Below are 15,535 nucleotides of genomic sequence, written 5' to 3'. Positions count from 1 at the left end.
TTCTCCTAATGATTCGATGGTTTTAAAAACGCAAGCCAGCGTTGTTCCAATTTACGAAAGATCCAAATGAGGATAAATGCCAGACAGGCATACAGCACAGCGGCAATGCCAAAGGCATCAAACGTGGCATAAGTGGCAGCATTGACATCCCGTGCAATTTTGAGAATATCAGGCACGGTTGCAGTGAAGGCAATGGTGGTTGCGTGCAGCATCAAAATGACTTCATTGCCATAAAACGGCAATGCTCGGCGTAGCATCGACGGAATAATAATGCGGGTATAGCGTTTCCAAGGCGACATTCCAAAGGCTTTTGCTGCCTCAATTTCGCCGTAGGGAATCGAACGTATCGCCCCTGCAAAAATTTCAGTGGTATAAGCTGCTGTATTGAGTGCAAACGCTAAAATGGTGCAATTAAGCCCTTCTCTAAAAAACTCATCGAGCCGTTCATGGGCATGCACAAATTCAAGGCTATAAATTCCAGTATAGATAATCAGTAGCTGCACATATAAGGGGGTACCACGGAAAATATAAGTAAAAAACCAAACAGGTCCACGTACAAAAGTATGCTCAGAAACTCGAGCAATTGACAAAGGCACAGCCAGAACAAAACCAATCGCAATCGATAAGACCAGTAGCCACGCGGTCATGGCGACCCCAGTCATTTGAAAACCATCGGTCCACAGATAGGACTGCCAGTATTGTTGAATAATTTCAATCATAGTTGTCCCTTTTTCACACCAGCAGAATAACGACGTTCCAGCCACATGAGAATCAAATTCGAAAGGGTGGTGATGGCCAGATAAATGACGGCTGCAACAATACTGAAATAGAACACTTGCATGCTGCTTCGACCTGCATCTTGGGTAATTTTGACGATGTCGGTCAAACCAATTAAGGACACCAAGGCAGTGGCTTTGATGAGGACTTGCCAGTTATTGCCAATCCCCGGTAAGGCAAAACGCATCATTTGTGGAAAGAGGACACGTCTGAAGACTTGAAATGGGGTCATGCCATAGGCATATGCAGCTTCAAGTTGACCTTTGGGGACGGCTTGAAATGCGCCACGGAAGGTTTCCGTAAAATAGGCCCCATAAATAAAGGCTAAAGTAATCACCCCTGCCACAAAGGGATTGATGTCAATTTGCTCCATATGGATCGATTCGGTAATCGAGTTCAATCCAAGTTGCAGGCTATAGAACAGCAACAACATGATCACCAGATCAGGAACACTACGAATGAGCGTGGTATAGAAGGTTGCAACATGACGTAAGATTTTAATACGAGAGAGTTTGGCACTTGCCCCAAACAATCCAATAATGATCGAAAGTAGCAGTGATAACAAAGCAAGCTGAATGGTCATCCAAGTGCCACTGAGTAATACGGGACCATAGCCAGACAGAAACATACTCAGTTTCTCCGAGTAAAAATATAATATTTTATAAATCAGCAGTATATAAAAAGTGTCGGTGTTGAACCGACACTCTATAAATTAATAAATGCTGAAGGAGAAGTATTTTTTCTCGAGTTTCTTATAGGTGCCGTCGGCAATAATTTCAGCTAACGCTTTATCAATATTCTTTTTCAGATCGACATCTTCTTTACGTAAGCCGATTGCAGCGCCTACACCGAGTGTTTTGGCATCGACCACATTATTGCCTGCAAAAGCAAAGCCTTTACCTTTCGCCGATTTTAGGAAACCTGCATCGACCATAATCGCATCTTGTAATGTTGCATCTAGACGTCCCGAAACCATGTCTTGGTAAAGTACGTCTTGGTTTGGATAAGGAACTACATTCACACCTTTAGGCGCCCAATAGGCTTTTGCATAGCCTTCTTGAATCGTACCTTGTTGTACACCCACACGTTTGCCTTTTAGGGATGCAGGCGTAGGGAGTAAAGGAGAGCTTTTCTTTGCAACCATGCGGGTAGGCGTGTTGTAAATTTTATTGCTAAATGCGATTTGTTTTGCGCGATCTGTAGTAACTGTCATTGAAGACAGAATGCCGTCGAATTTCTTCGCTTTGAGCGCAGGAATCATTCCATCAAAGGAGTTTTCTACCCACACGCATTTGGCTTTTAATTTGGCACAAATGGCATTACCTAAGTCGATGTCAAAACCGACCAACTTATTGTCTGGTGTTTTATATTCAAAAGGCGCATACGCAGATTCTGTGCCAAAACGAATGGTTTTCCATTCTTTTGCTTGCACAGTACTGCTTAGTGCTACGGCTGCGAATGTAGTGGAAAGTAGTAATTTTTTTTGCCAGTTTTTCATTTTAAATATAGCCATCCGTAAAAATCAAATCTAAGAAATAAGACGAAGATAGAACTTACCCTACTGAGTACTTTTGAATAAAAGCAACATCTATACCAGCTTTCTGCTCTTAGGGGATCGATGGATCTTGTCGCCATGAGAGATGAGGAAATGAGGGTATTTTTTCGGTTAGAATAATTTTTATCTGAGAACATCCTGTTCATATGTTTTTATCATATTAAAAAATGAAGTTGAGACATAGCTGAAATATACCTGAAGTCTTGTGCGCTATGACGTACAGGATTGTTGATTTTTTAACAGTGGCTCAGTGTTTTACAAGACTATTTTTCAGTGTTGAATAGCTCATAAATAAACTGAAGTACTGTAATAGCTATGGAGCTGAAAAACAAAAAAACCGAGCGTTTAAGCTCGGTTTTCTTGAATCTGTAACTGATTAGATATCAGAAAGGTCGATACCTAAACGTGCAGCAACTTCTTCATAAGCTTCAACCACACCGCCTAAACCTTGACGGAAACGGTCTTTGTCGAGTTTTTTCTTGGTTTCTTTGTCCCATAGACGACAACCGTCTGGAGAGAACTCATCACCAAGAACAATACGATCGTGGAATACGCCAAACTCAAGTTTGAAGTCCACAAGTAGCATGCCACCTTGGTCAAATAAGTTTTTAAGCACTTCGTTCACTTGGTAAGTGAGGACTTTCATTTGCTCAAGTTGCTCAGCAGTTGCCCAACCTAAAGCAATCGCTTGAGACTCATTGACCATTGGGTCGCCAAGCGCATCATCTTTGAAGAATAATTCGAAAGTCGGCGGGGTTAATTCTTTGCCTTCTTCTACACCTAAGCGACGGCATAAAGAACCTGCTGCATAATTACGAATTACACATTCAACAGGGATCATGCTGAGTTTTTTCACTAGAACTTCTGTTGGAGAAAGAAGTTTTTCAAAGTGAGTCTCAATGCCAGCCGCAGCCAATTTATCCATGATAAAGGCGTTAAAACGGTTGTTCACCTTACCTTTACGATCTAGTTGTTCGATCTTTTCACCATTGAATGCCGAAGCATCATCACGAAAGACTAAAATCAGGTGGTCTGCACTGTCTGTTTCATAGACAGATTTCGCTTTACCAGTATAGAGCAAGGTTTGTTTTAACATGAGGGAACCTTTTTCAAAAAAAAATGCCTAGTACGACTAGGCTGGCCAATTTTGGTAAATCTGGGTTAACAATTCTGTGGCTTTTTCAGGCGCTGCAAAACTGTTATCGGCATTGAACACAGCGAGGTTGTTGCTGCTGCCGACCGCGGTCAGTCTTAACACATAGACCTGTTGATCGATTTTAATGGTTGCTTCATAACCATTTTTGCTTTGACCAACGATTTGATGGTTGAGGCTGCTGAGGGTGGCAAGCGTATATTGCCAAATTGTAGCAGAATTTCCCTCAATTTTGAGCAGTGGATTCTTATTTCCGTCAATAATCAATTGAGGGCGACTCACAGCTGTATCAACTGTTTCCGTTGATTCTGCATTCGACATGACTTGAGCAGCTTGAGGGCGCGGCATTGCAAAACGGTTTCCGCGTTTGTTTTCAAGTACAGGTGCATGTTCAAGAGCGAGCGCTTCAACCGTTGGAGCTGGATACAACGGCGTTGCAGGTCGAACCATAGAGCCTTCAGGGTACTTAAGAGGTTCTAAGGTTGCGGTTTCTTTATAGTCCAAACTACCGTTATTGACTGCAAGGGAACTACAACCCGCTAAACTGACAACTGAAAGTGCGAGAGTAAGACCTAAACGTAATTGCATATTGATGTGCTCTTTATTTAATGACACCCGCCGTTGTGAGTGCTTCACGGAGCGGTGTGCGATATTGTTCTGCAAGTGGTGTTAATGGTAAACGAATACCCGTTTCGATTAACTCCATTTCATGAAGTGCCCATTTCACAGGAATTGGGTTTGATTCGCAAAATAGAATTTCGTGTAAATTTGCAACTTGGGTATTTAGGTTTTCTGCTTTTTCAGCTTCGCCTGCCAGTGCTGCCGCGCAAACATCGCTCATTTCTTTTGGTGCAACGTTTGCAGTCACAGAAATATTACCTTTTGCACCTGACAGAATCAGTTGATAAGCCGTTGCATCATCACCGGAATAGACGATCATCGCTTTGCCAGCAAGACCTTCGAGCAGTGCTTGACCACGCGGGACATCACCTGTGGCATCTTTGATGCCCACAATTTGTGGAATATCAGCCAAACGAATGACCGTTTCATTCGCCATATCGACACCTGTACGACCAGGTACGTTATACAGAATTTGAGGAAGATCAACAGCTTCAGCAATAGCTTTATAGTGTTGATATAGGCCTTCTTGGGTCGGTTTATTATAATAAGGGGTAACCAGAAGAGCAGCATCTGCACCGAGTTCTTTGGCTTCTTTAGTCAACTCGATGGCTTCACGCGTTGAATTCGCGCCAGTACCCGCAATAATAGGGATGCGTTTGTTTGCGACACGAATGATTTCTTTAATCACTTGTGTATGCTCTTTCATGCTTAGAGTAGACGCTTCACCCGTTGTACCGACAGCAACAATGCTATTTGTGCCTTGTGCGATGTGCCACTCAACGAGCTTCTCTAGACCCTTCCAATCTACGCTGCCATCTTCAAACATAGGGGTGACGATTGCGACAATTGAGCCTTGGATGGTCTGTGCTTGCTGAGTCATTTTAAAAAAATATCCTATTTGTCCATCCAGTTAGGCCAGAAAAACATAAGATTGGATGGGTGCGTATTTTAATTTATAGCATTTTCAAAGCGCTGATGCATTGAATAATGCTTATGCAAATTATGAACGAACACAACATGAAGAACAATATGCTTTAGTCAAAGTGTATAAAAACTTTATCTTTCACTACAAAAATACAGCTTGTTTAAATGGTGTACAAAGAAATGCTTTTCATTTTGTATCTGAAAAGGGCGTTTTGCATAACCTATGGCCGCGGATTGAGGTATTTAAAGAAAGGATCTCTTCATCTCAATCGAGCATTAGAAGTCGATCAAACTGAATATTGGGTTATAAACTTTTATAAACGTCAGGATTTTGCATGATTATGTGAGTTCTCTAAGTATGTGTGGCATCGTCTTTTTAACGTCATAGATCAATGTCCAACATTTTGTTCTATATTTTATTTTTGCTTCAATTTGCCACAATACCCATTGCACTCATGGCTGCGGTCATTTAATTTTGACCCGCAAGGATGAATACTATTTTATAAATTAAGCTAAGCTTGGCCTTCGAGCGCAGAACAAAAAGGACAGAGAAGAATGCAGAAGAATATGGCATTGATTGTGGTGGATGTACAAAATGGTTTTACGCCTGGTGGAAATTTGGCGGTAGCAGGATCAGATCAAATTATTCCTAAAATTAATCAGCTTGGCGATTATTTTGACAATATTGTACTCACCCAAGATTGGCATCCTGAAAATCACGTTTCTTTTGCAGACAACCATCCCGATCAACAAGCTTTTCAAACAATTGAATTGGACTATGGCACACAAGTGCTCTGGCCACGTCACTGTGTACAAGGCACACAGGATGCGGAATTGCATCCCGATCTCGATCTTGCCAAAGCGCAGTTGATCATTCGTAAAGGATGTCATGCGCACATTGATAGTTATTCTGCTTTTTTAGAAGCGGATCATAAAACCCAGACGGGACTCGCAGGTTATTTAAGAGAGCGTGGGATTGATACCGTGTTTGTTGTTGGGATTGCAACTGACTTTTGTGTGGCATGGACGGCAATAGATGCCTGTAAACTCGGTTTTCAAACCTATGTGATTGCCGATGCCACCAAAGGTATTGATCTACATGGTTCTTTACAACATGCATGGCAAGAGATGCTGGCCCATGGAGTGAAACGTCTTTATTGCAAAGATATTGTGCCAACAATATGCCGTGAACTGATGAGCTGAACCAATCGGCTCACTTCAATTACCAATATCGACATTATAAAAACATGCAGTAGGGAAAGGTCATGGGCACTTTTTTTAAATTTACCGCTTGGATTCAAAAAACCTTTGCTCTGTGGGTGGTGTTATTTGCAGGCATTGCGCTCCTGAGCCCTGAAACTTTTGTTTGGTTGAAAGCTTATATCACGTGGATGTTAGGGCTGATCATGTTTGGTATGGGCATGACCATGACACTGGAAGATTTTAAAGGTGTGATGCAAAGTCCTAAAGCGGTTGCAATTGGGGTGGCGGCTCAGTTTGTGGTGATGCCAAGCGTGGCTTATCTGCTGTGTTTATTATTTCGCTTGCCGACTGAAATTGCGATCGGGGTGATTTTGGTGGGTTGCTGTCCGGGCGGCACTGCATCCAATGTGATTACTTATATGGCGAAAGGCAATACGGCTTTGTCTGTCGCATGTACTACGGTATCGACCTTATTGGCACCAGTGTTGACTCCCGCGATTTTCTATCTGTTGGCCAGCCAATGGATTGAAATTAATGCATGGTCGATGCTGAGTTCAATTTTGCAAGTGGTCCTGTTCCCGATTATTTTAGGGCTGGTGGTACGCGCCGTGCTAAAACATAAAGTCGAAAGCTATATTTCGGTGATGCCCTTAATTTCTGTAGTGGCGATTGTGCTGATTGTGGCGGCGATTATTGGCGGCTCAAAAGCACAAATTTTAGAATCAGGCTTATTGATTTTAGCTGTGGTGGCATTACATAACGCGATTGGTTATTTACTTGGCTTTGCAGCAGCACGGATGTTTCACTTGCCACATGCTGACTGTAAAGCGGTTTCGATTGAGGTCGGTATGCAAAACTCAGGACTAGGCGTGGCTTTGGCTGCTGTGCATTTTGCTGCTTCGCCAATTACGGCGGTACCCAGTGCGATCTTTAGTTTGTGGCATAACATTTCAGGGCCAATTTTAGCCAGCTATTGGGCCGCGAAAGCAGACGCTACAGCCAAGGAAAAAAGTGAAAAGGAACATATGTCGGTTTGAATACTGTACGCTGTTGCAGCTTTAAGCATAAAGTCAGGATGAATTTTCTATTTGGTATGAGGTTGTAACTAAACTGTCATAAAGACTACCTAACATCCCTGTCAAACACTTCATAACAGACTGTTGCAAACAGCATTGAGAGGGTATGGATAATTTTCAGCATTCATCGGCGACGTATTTTAACCGAGAGTTATCGTTATTTGAGTTTCATCAGCGGGTTTTAGCACAAGCATTAGACCCGAGTTTGCCTGTGCTGGAGCGCTTAACTTTTTTAATTATTTTTTCACGTAATTTAGATGAGTTTTTTGAAATTCGTATTGCAGGCTTGATGAAACAACGTGATATGAATGTGATAGCACGAACCCCTGATGCTGTTCCCACTGAAGTGATATTAGAAGGCCTGTCCCAATCCATTCATCGTGCCGTCAAAAAACAATTTGAAATTTTAAATCATTCGATTTTGCCTGAGTTACAAGCACAAGGCATTCAGTTCATCCAGTTCCAAGATATTTTAGAAAAACATAAAGCGTGGATTGCAGAATATTTCGCCAGAGAAATTCAACCGGTTTTGACCCCAATCAGCTTAGATCCGTCACACCCTTTTCCTCGCCTCGTGAATAAAAGCCTGAATTTCATTGTGAGTTTACAAGGTAAAGATGCTTTTGGACGAAGCATTGAAATGGCGATTGTCCCAGCGCCGCGCTCATTACCGCGTTTAATTCAGATGCCGAAAAACGTGGCAGGCAATATCGACACGCAGATTTTTTTAACCGCAATGATTCAGCAGCACATCAGCGATCTGTTTCCAGGGATGAAAGCCACGGGTTGTTATGCTTTTCGTGTGACGCGTAATGCCGATCTGATTTTGTCGGAAGATGTTGATGATTTGGCGGTTGCACTCAAAGATGAGTTGTCTTCACGCCGTTTTGGTCGTGCGGTGCGTTTAGAAATCGAAGATGACTGCCCCGAAGCGGTGATTGATTATTTGCTCAAGGAATTTGATTTAACTGAGCAGGAGCTTTATCGCATTGATGGGCCAATCAATCTTTCACGTCTCAGTACCAGTTGTGACCGACCTGAATTAAAGCATCCAGTTTTTATTCCAGTCATTCCTAAAGTTTTGCGTAAACAAAAAAGTACCTTTGATACCTTAAAAGCACAGGATGTGTTGTTGCATCATCCTTTTGATTCTTTTCAGCCTGTGATTGGTTTATTAAAAGAAGCAGCGAAAGACCCAAATGTGCTGGCGATTAAACAAACCCTTTACCGCAGTGGACCTGACTCTGAAATTGTACAGGTCTTGGCAGAAGCAGCACGAAATGGCAAGGAAGTCACAGCCGTGATTGAGTTGCGGGCGCGTTTTGATGAAGAGTCGAATATTACCGTGGCCAATATTTTGCAAGAAGCGGGCGCGGTGGTGGTGTATGGCATTGTCGGTTATAAAACCCATGCCAAAATGATTTTGATCGTACGCCGTGAAAATGCCCAGTTGATCCGTTATGCCCATCTGGGCACAGGCAATTATCATGCGGGCAATGCCCGTATGTATACTGATTATGGGTTGATGACCACACAGCCTGATATTTGTGAAGATGTACACCGTATGTTCCAAGAACTGACGGGAATGGGCAAAATGGCCAAGTTGAAGGCGTTGTTACATGCGCCTTTTACGTTACACAGTGAACTGTTAAAACTGATTGAGCAAGAAATTCAGTTTGCGCAAGCCGGTCAAAAGGCGCGTATCATCATTAAAGTCAATGCTTTAACGGAACCTCAGTTAATTGCCGCACTGTATCGTGCGTCACAAGCGGGGGTACAGGTCGATCTGATTATCCGTTCGATCTGTTGTTTGATTCCACAGGTCCAAGGCATGTCTGAGAATATTCGTGTGCGTTCGATTGTGGGCCGTTTTCTGGAACATACCCGCGTGTATTGTTTTGAGCATGGCGGTGAGAAAAAGTTGTACTGTGCCAGCGCAGACTGGATGGGGCGTAATTTATTTTCGCGTGTGGAAACTTGCTTTCCAATATTAGATCGCGTTTTGAAAAAGCAGATTTATAAAGACGGATTAATCAGTTACTTAAATGATTGTTTGAATGCTTGGGAGCTACAAGCCGATGGTCATTGGCTTAAAGTGGCCTGTACCGATCCAGAGCAAAGGTATAGTGCACAGCAACATTTGATTGCGCAGAAGCAACTTAAAATTTAACAATTGCCATAAAAAAGCCTGACATATGTCAGGCTTTTTTATGGTTGGACTTAGTTAAGAGGCTTTAGATTGTTTTGCTTTTAAAATTTCCGTTCTTAAGCTTTGTGCCAACTCTGCAGACTCCGCACCCATGCCATTGACCATAAAGGCATGGCGGGTCAAGACATTGGTTGGATTAGGTAAATTCACCAGTTGGTAACTTTCAGAAATGTCTTTCAATAATTCGTTGCTTAAATGTATGGCACTTTCTTTGGCAGACAACTGTTGGACCAAACGCTCAGCAGCTTGATTTGCAGACAGTTGCATTGCATCGACTGCGGTTGAAATGCCACAACGCGTTTGTAAAACAAAGCGCTTTTCTTCGCGGTAACGTTTATACAAAACCTCAGATAGCAGTTGAAACACACTACTGATCATCATTAAACATGGCACTGCATTCGGTGTGTCTGTCGACATGCTGAGGGTGGCACCATGTTCATTAAAGGATTGAACTGTACTGATGTCCGTGCTGTTGAGTTTGTAGTGTTTTAGACAAAGTTCTGTGCTTTTATTGAGGAAAATTTGACACAAATTAAAGTATGGAATCGACACGGTTTTATTCACTGAGTCCATCAACTGTTTCGGGTCATAAAATTGAATATTGAGCGCAACCGAATGATTATCCACGATTACGGGTTTCTGCTCTTTAGGCTTCGCACTGGTTTTGATTTGTTGTTGTGCTTGGGCAATCGCGACCGCTGTATGGTGTTTTTCCTGTTCAAGGGTTTGGGTTAAAACTTGAATTTCGTGTTTTAAGCGGGATTCATTATTGATCCGTGCCAAATATTCGGTACGGCTTGGGCGCGCAATGGCGCGATAAGCCAGCCACAATAAACCATGAATCGCTAAGGACAATAAAATCGCTAACCACTGAGTACGTAAAATCTCACCCATACTTGGTTTAATGAGCGTGATTTCAATGCTACCCACTTTCTTTTCATTTTGCAGCGCATCACGGACAAACACTTCGCCATCACGAGTTCGAACTTGGCCACCTGTCGCTAGTACTTGATTATTGGCATCCAAAATCCGAATGGAAGCTACGCTTGGATTGGTCGCATAGCGATCGACCAAAAGCGCAAGTGAAACCGTGTTGGCAGGTTCCAGCTCTGCAAGACTGTCTGTAACCAATTGAGAGGTCATCAGTTGGCCTTGGTTGGCACGGTTTTCATTCAGTTGATGAGTCGTTGCCAATACCAATAAAAAGGTATGTAAAGCAAAACTTACAATTAATAGGCTAGCAAATAGCCCTTGTCTAGGCGCATTCAACGTAAACTTCCAAAGAAAATATATTCAATTTCGATTATGATTCTAACAATAGTCGTAGCTCAGACCCGAGTCAATTCATGCGAGAAATCATTCTTATTTCATTTTTAGGACCAGACCAGCCGAATCAGTTCACTCGATTAATGCAGGTATTGTCCACTCATTCATTACAAATTTTAGATGTCGGACAAGCAGTTATTCATAACCAATTGACCTTAGGTATTGTTATTTCTTCAGACGACCAAACCGCAACAGCTTTGGCGATGAAGGAAATTCTAATTTTAGCACATGATATTGGTTTAACTGTACGTTTTAAACCAATCACTACAACTGAATATGACCAGTGGGTGAGTGAAGGTGGGCGGACGCGTTATATCGTCACGGCTTTGGCACCAGAGCTTGAGGCGTCTCACTTACAAGCAGTTACAAATATTGTATCCAACCAAGGTTTCAACATCGAAACCGTGACCCGTCTGTCTGGTCGTCCAGTCTTAAATGGCGAATTGGATGGGCCAAAGCGCGCTTGTGTCCAATTTGGTTTAAGCGGACAAATGCTGGATGCTGCAGCGATGCGTGCGGCTTGCTTACGCTTATCACATGAGTTGAATGTCGATGTCGCGGTTCAAGAAGACAATGCCTACCGCCGTAACCGACGTTTGGTCTGTTTTGATATGGACTCGACCTTAATCGAGCAAGAAGTGATTGATGAGTTGGCGATTGAAGCGGGTGTCGGCGCACAAGTCGCTGAAATTACGGAACGTGCAATGCAGGGTGAGCTAGATTTTCAACAAAGCTTCCGTGCACGTGTCGCACTACTCAAAGGGATGGACGCCTCTGTCCTACCTAAAATTGCAGAACGTCTGACCGTTACAGAAGGTGCTGAACGCTTAATTTCGACTTTAAAAGCGTTGGGCTACCGCACGGCTATTTTGTCGGGTGGTTTCCAGTACTTTGCAGAGTATCTACAAGCCAAACTTGGCATCGATGAAGTTCATGCCAATGTCTTAGACGTTGAAAATGGCGTGGTGACGGGCGAAGTTAAAGGTCACATCGTCGATGGTGCACGTAAGGCATTATTATTACGTGAGTTAGCCGATAAGATGGGCATTTCTCTTGAGCAAGCGATTGCGGTGGGCGATGGTGCGAACGATTTACCGATGCTGTCGATTGCTGGCTTAGGTGTAGCTTTCCGTGCGAAACCGCTGGTGAGACAAAACGCCAATCAAGCCATTTCAAGTGTCGGCTTAGATGGGGTGTTGTATTTATTGGGTGTGCACGATAAAGATTTAAATCGTGCTTAAAGCATCTCGGTGTTATCAAAAACGCAGCCTTTGAGCTGCGTTTTTTTGTTGCAAATTTAAGCGAAAAACGATGAGCGGTCAGTGAAAAATGTCGATAAAAACAACGATCAACAGAATTGGAAAAAATATTTTTAAGCGCTGAAAATACGGGTTTTATTTTGTAATGACACGCCAAGACTGAGCGCGTCTTTGTTTTGGAAAAGTTCAAATCTAAAAAAATGTAATGACAATATAATATGGCGACAAGGTATGTCGCATTCTAAAAATACAAGCCTTTTTTTCTTTTCAAAACTGCTCATAATGCATGCATAGAGTTTGAAAGCTACACAATCCATTAATTTTAAACGGTATCGGGGATGAGTTCAGTACAGTGTACCAGTTGCCTGAATTTATCTTAGACGGAGGTTTTTATGGTAACAGCGAATTTAGCAACCATCGTTGGCTTAAGTTTAGTCGCCGCTGCGTTAATTGCTGTTTTCTTTTCGCCTTATCGTCGCTGGTTGAGTTTTATGGTGGCGGGTATGGTGTTTTGGGGAATCTTGGAAGTCATTCGCCTAGGTGTGCAAGCAGTGTTTGAAATGCCGATCACTTATAGCTACTTAACTGCTTTAACTTCAGCGATGCTTATTGTGACGATGTTGCTTCTACGTGAAGACCGTCGCGCAGAACGTGCACTGGCGCAGCGCCGTTGTATTGAACATACACCTGTATATGAAGATGACCAACAGCAGTGTTCTAGCCGCTAAGTCATAACCTCATACCGTAAAAGAAGATGCCTAGAGCATCTTTTTTACGTTCTTACATGATTGTTATACAAAGCCTAGCGGTAAAAATGGCAACTTGTGGTAGCATTGAAAACAGTCAATTTATCAACAATTACAATAGGCTTTCATGTCATGAAACTATCTTCAATTCCTGTGGTTAAACTTCCATTGGTTGATGTCAGCACGGATCCGCTGGATTTAATGGTTACTGGTTTGGCACTTCGTATGAAACAGCTGGCGCGTACCAGTCCAAAATTTATTGAATTAGTTCATGAACGTCAGTTCCGTATTCAAATTGGTACGGATCTGGGTATGGCACGCCAAATTATTGTGAATAATGGTCAGATTGATACCGTTTCAGGTGATGCTGAAAAAGCCGATTTTATTTTACAGTTTGCGGACAGTGAGCAGGGCGTGAAAACTTTAATTAAAGGTGACCCAACCGCATTTATGACGGGCATGCAAAGCGGCAGCATTAAAATGGAAGGAGATTTTGGTCTCTTGGTTTGGTTTAACCAAGTTGCAAAATTGGTTCCACCAAAGTTACCAAAGCCTGTGAAAGCAAAAATTAAAGCCGCTCATGCATTTTTGAAAGAAAAAACCGGTAAGTAAAAAGATTTTTTAAACTTCTCGATTCCGTCTCCTTTATAAAAGGAAGATTGAGCGCGATGAAATCGAAAAAGCCCTCTATCGAGGGCTTTTTTATGCATGGTGTTTTTATTCGACTTCTAAATTGAAAGTCACGGGTCCATCATTGACCAAATGTACTTTCATATCGGCAGCAAAAATACCGGTTTGCACATGCTCAAACTGGGTCTGGGCATACTCAACCAGTTGTTCGTATAAGGCCTCGGCATCATCCGGTGGCATGGCCGGTCCAAAGTCAGGGCGTAAGCCTTTTTGGGTTTGCGCCATTAAGGTGAACTGAGAAACCAGAAGAATACTCCCACCAGCTTGACTGACATTCCAGCCCATTTTGCCTTGTTCGTCGTCAAAAAAACGATACTTTAAAATTTTATCGATCAGTTTTTTGCCTTTGTCTAAAGTGTCTTCTTTCCCAAGACCTAAGAAAACCAAGATACCGTGTTGAATTTCGCCTGTGGTTTCACCATCGACCACCACTTTGGCTTCGAGAACGCGTTGTAATAAGGCCCGCATGACTGATTTTATCTACCATTTGATTGTGCAGACTGAAATTGTAGCAAACCAAGTGCAGCACAGGAGAGATATCGATTGAAAAAACAAGGTCGTTGCGTTGATATTTACAGCAATGTTTGAGGAAAAGAGCATAAGCCAAGCGCGATAGCAACAAAGACATCAACACTTGAATTCTGAATATAGAGAAACAAGAGATGTACTGAGTAATTGGTCGAATAGCAAGACCGAATTACCAAAACATGGCTATGCAGTTTAAAAAAATGTGCTTTAATGCAATAAGCTGCTAAAAACCGAAAATGATATGTCTGCCATCATCCAATCCTTATTAGATACTGATCTGTACAAATTTACGATGCTACAGGTGGTCCTGCATAAGTTTCCCCAAGCGCATAGTGTGTACCAGTTCCGTTGTCGCAATTTGGATGACACGGTCTATCCTTTGGTCGACATTCTCGATGATTTAAATCACCAATTAGATTTGCTCTGCCAATTACGTTTTCAAGACGATGAGCTGCAATACCTGCGTGGTTTGCGCTTTATCAAAAGTGATTTTGTCGATTATTTAGAGTTATTTCAGCTCAAACGCCGTTTTATTGTGGCCAGTATCGATCACCAAGGCCGTTTAGACATTCGAATTGAAGGGCCGATGGTTCAAGCCATGATGTTTGAGATCTTTGTGCTTGCCATCGTCAATGAGTTGTATTTCCGTCGTATTCGAACTGATGAGGTGATGGCTGAAGGTGAACGTCGACTACAGGCCAAAGTGGCCTTATTAAAACACTATGAAACATCGCAAACGCCAAATGATCCCCCATTTTTAGTTTCTGATTTTGGTACGCGCCGCCGCTATAGTTTGGCGTGGCAAAAACATGTGATTGAGGTGTTTAATCAAGCTGCACCGCATATTTTCCGTGGTACCAGTAATGTTTTAATTGCGAAGCAATTGGGTCTAACCCCGATTGGGACCATGGCGCATGAATTCCTACAAGCATTCCAAGCGTTGGATGTACGTTTACGTAATTTCCAAAAATCAGCACTGGAAACTTGGGTACAAGAGTACCGTGGTGATTTAGGTATTGCTTTGACGGATGTGGTGGGGATGGATGCATTCCTGCGTGATTTTGACTTGTACTTTGCCAAATTGTTCGATGGCTTGCGCCATGACAGTGGTGACCCGTATGAATGGGGCGATAAGGCCTATGCTCACTATAAAAAGTTGAAAATTGACAGTAAAACCAAAATGCTCACGTTTAGTGATGGACTGAATTTAGAGAAAGCGTGGGATCTGCACAACTATTTCAAAGACCGTTTCCAAGTCAGTTTCGGAATTGGTACCAATTTGACCAATGATATGGGGCAAACGCCATTAAATATTGTGCTTAAACTGGTCGAGTGTAATGGCCAGTCGGTTGCGAAAATCTCGGACAGTCCGGGTAAAACGATGACGGATAACGACACCTTTTTAGCGTATTTACGTCAGGTTTTTGAGATTGCTGAAGCAGAAGCCAATTAATCCAAAATATATACC

The 15,535-nt window shown here is 42.6% G+C and carries 15 protein-coding genes; 7 read left to right on the top strand and 8 right to left on the bottom strand.

What is annotated here, in order from left to right:
• Positions 1–5: 5 nt before the first annotated feature.
• From MN200_RS15750 to dapA, 6 genes are all read right to left on the bottom strand, one after another.
• Positions 6–719 (bottom strand): ABC transporter permease, encoded by a 714-nt coding sequence (locus MN200_RS15750; protein ID WP_159151826.1) that lies wholly within the window; start codon positions 717–719, stop codon positions 6–8.
• Positions 716–1,405 (bottom strand): histidine ABC transporter permease HisQ, encoded by a 690-nt coding sequence (hisQ, locus tag MN200_RS15745; protein WP_242759827.1) that lies wholly within the window; start codon positions 1,403–1,405, stop codon positions 716–718. The genes MN200_RS15750 and hisQ overlap by 4 nt, the downstream gene beginning before the upstream one ends.
• A gap of 84 nt (positions 1,406–1,489) precedes the next feature.
• Positions 1,490–2,275, bottom strand: a complete 786-nt coding sequence (locus MN200_RS15740; protein ID WP_242759825.1) for an ABC transporter substrate-binding protein — start codon at positions 2,273–2,275, stop codon at positions 1,490–1,492.
• A gap of 433 nt (positions 2,276–2,708) precedes the next feature.
• Positions 2,709–3,428 carry a phosphoribosylaminoimidazolesuccinocarboxamide synthase gene (gene purC / locus MN200_RS15735; protein ID WP_004691818.1) on the bottom strand — a complete coding sequence of 240 codons (720 nt, stop codon included), beginning with the start codon at positions 3,426–3,428 and terminating at the stop codon, positions 2,709–2,711.
• Positions 3,429–3,464: 36 nt separating this feature from the next.
• The gene (locus MN200_RS15730) at positions 3,465–4,073 is read right to left on the bottom strand and encodes a hypothetical protein (RefSeq protein WP_005401459.1); all 609 of its coding nucleotides are present in this window, start codon (positions 4,071–4,073) and stop codon (positions 3,465–3,467) included.
• A 13-nt stretch (positions 4,074–4,086) separates the two neighbouring features.
• Complete coding sequence (gene dapA / locus MN200_RS15725) at positions 4,087–4,986, bottom strand: 4-hydroxy-tetrahydrodipicolinate synthase (protein WP_242759824.1); 900 nt, start codon at positions 4,984–4,986, stop codon at positions 4,087–4,089.
• A gap of 599 nt (positions 4,987–5,585) precedes the next feature.
• Between dapA and pncA the strand changes: the two genes are divergently transcribed.
• The 3 genes from pncA (at position 5,586) to ppk1 (ending at position 9,479) form a co-directional block, all read left to right on the top strand.
• A complete protein-coding gene (gene pncA / locus MN200_RS15720) occupies positions 5,586–6,233 on the top strand; it encodes a bifunctional nicotinamidase/pyrazinamidase (protein ID WP_242759823.1) in 648 nt (215 codons plus the stop codon).
• Between the two features lie 62 nt (positions 6,234–6,295).
• On the top strand, positions 6,296–7,270 hold the full coding sequence (locus tag MN200_RS15715) for a bile acid:sodium symporter family protein (RefSeq protein WP_242759822.1): 975 nt from the start codon (positions 6,296–6,298) through the stop codon (positions 7,268–7,270).
• A 145-nt stretch (positions 7,271–7,415) separates the two neighbouring features.
• A complete protein-coding gene (gene ppk1, locus MN200_RS15710; RefSeq protein ID WP_242759821.1) occupies positions 7,416–9,479 on the top strand; it encodes a polyphosphate kinase 1 in 2,064 nt (687 codons plus the stop codon).
• Between the two features lie 54 nt (positions 9,480–9,533).
• Here ppk1 and MN200_RS15705 read toward each other — a convergent pair whose 3' ends face one another.
• Positions 9,534–10,787, bottom strand: a complete 1,254-nt coding sequence (locus MN200_RS15705; RefSeq protein WP_058870551.1) for a hypothetical protein — start codon at positions 10,785–10,787, stop codon at positions 9,534–9,536.
• 77 nt (positions 10,788–10,864) lie between these two features.
• On the opposite strand from MN200_RS15705, the gene serB reads away from it, so the two are divergent.
• The 3 genes from serB to MN200_RS15690 all read left to right on the top strand — a co-directional run bounded on the left by serB (position 10,865) and on the right by MN200_RS15690 (position 13,461).
• Entirely contained in the window at positions 10,865–12,085 is a 1,221-nt protein-coding gene (gene serB / locus MN200_RS15700; protein WP_058870550.1) for a phosphoserine phosphatase SerB, read from the top strand.
• A 410-nt stretch (positions 12,086–12,495) separates the two neighbouring features.
• Complete coding sequence (gene aciT / locus MN200_RS15695; RefSeq protein WP_004691806.1) at positions 12,496–12,831, top strand: ciprofloxacin tolerance protein AciT; 336 nt, start codon at positions 12,496–12,498, stop codon at positions 12,829–12,831.
• Between the two features lie 150 nt (positions 12,832–12,981).
• On the top strand, positions 12,982–13,461 hold the full coding sequence (locus MN200_RS15690; RefSeq protein WP_058870549.1) for an SCP2 sterol-binding domain-containing protein: 480 nt from the start codon (positions 12,982–12,984) through the stop codon (positions 13,459–13,461).
• Between the two features lie 105 nt (positions 13,462–13,566).
• Here MN200_RS15690 and dtd read toward each other — a convergent pair whose 3' ends face one another.
• Complete coding sequence (dtd, locus tag MN200_RS15685; protein ID WP_058870548.1) at positions 13,567–14,007, bottom strand: D-aminoacyl-tRNA deacylase; 441 nt, start codon at positions 14,005–14,007, stop codon at positions 13,567–13,569.
• A gap of 301 nt (positions 14,008–14,308) precedes the next feature.
• On the opposite strand from dtd, the gene pncB reads away from it, so the two are divergent.
• The gene (gene pncB / locus MN200_RS15680) at positions 14,309–15,520 is read left to right on the top strand and encodes a nicotinate phosphoribosyltransferase (protein ID WP_058870547.1); all 1,212 of its coding nucleotides are present in this window, start codon (positions 14,309–14,311) and stop codon (positions 15,518–15,520) included.
• Positions 15,521–15,535 lie beyond the last annotated feature (15 nt).

Origin of the sequence: Acinetobacter sp. LUNF3, assembly GCF_022699605.1 — a bacterium.
Taxonomy (GTDB): domain Bacteria; phylum Pseudomonadota; class Gammaproteobacteria; order Pseudomonadales; family Moraxellaceae; genus Acinetobacter; species Acinetobacter johnsonii.
The sequence above is the reverse complement of the archived record's forward strand: the minus strand, read 5'-3'. Positions and strand labels throughout refer to the sequence as shown.

What these genes read in the sequence shown, in the direction of transcription:
- MN200_RS15750 (WP_159151826.1), bottom strand. Translation starts at nt 719, where the DNA reads ATGATTGAAATTATTCAACAATACTGGCAGTCCTATCTGTGGACCGAT.
- hisQ (WP_242759827.1), bottom strand. Translation starts at nt 1,405, where the DNA reads ATGTTTCTGTCTGGCTATGGTCCCGTATTACTCAGTGGCACTTGGATG.
- MN200_RS15740 (WP_242759825.1), bottom strand. Translation starts at nt 2,275, where the DNA reads ATGAAAAACTGGCAAAAAAAATTACTACTTTCCACTACATTCGCAGCC.
- purC (WP_004691818.1), bottom strand. Translation starts at nt 3,428, where the DNA reads ATGTTAAAACAAACCTTGCTCTATACTGGTAAAGCGAAATCTGTCTAT.
- MN200_RS15730 (WP_005401459.1), bottom strand. Translation starts at nt 4,073, where the DNA reads ATGCAATTACGTTTAGGTCTTACTCTCGCACTTTCAGTTGTCAGTTTA.
- dapA (WP_242759824.1), bottom strand. Translation starts at nt 4,986, where the DNA reads ATGACTCAGCAAGCACAGACCATCCAAGGCTCAATTGTCGCAATCGTC.
- pncA (WP_242759823.1), top strand. Translation starts at nt 5,586, where the DNA reads ATGCAGAAGAATATGGCATTGATTGTGGTGGATGTACAAAATGGTTTT.
- MN200_RS15715 (WP_242759822.1), top strand. Translation starts at nt 6,296, where the DNA reads ATGGGCACTTTTTTTAAATTTACCGCTTGGATTCAAAAAACCTTTGCT.
- ppk1 (WP_242759821.1), top strand. Translation starts at nt 7,416, where the DNA reads ATGGATAATTTTCAGCATTCATCGGCGACGTATTTTAACCGAGAGTTA.
- serB (WP_058870550.1), top strand. Translation starts at nt 10,865, where the DNA reads ATGCGAGAAATCATTCTTATTTCATTTTTAGGACCAGACCAGCCGAAT.
- aciT (WP_004691806.1), top strand. Translation starts at nt 12,496, where the DNA reads ATGGTAACAGCGAATTTAGCAACCATCGTTGGCTTAAGTTTAGTCGCC.
- MN200_RS15690 (WP_058870549.1), top strand. Translation starts at nt 12,982, where the DNA reads ATGAAACTATCTTCAATTCCTGTGGTTAAACTTCCATTGGTTGATGTC.
- dtd (WP_058870548.1), bottom strand. Translation starts at nt 14,007, where the DNA reads ATGCGGGCCTTATTACAACGCGTTCTCGAAGCCAAAGTGGTGGTCGAT.
- pncB (WP_058870547.1), top strand. Translation starts at nt 14,309, where the DNA reads ATGTCTGCCATCATCCAATCCTTATTAGATACTGATCTGTACAAATTT.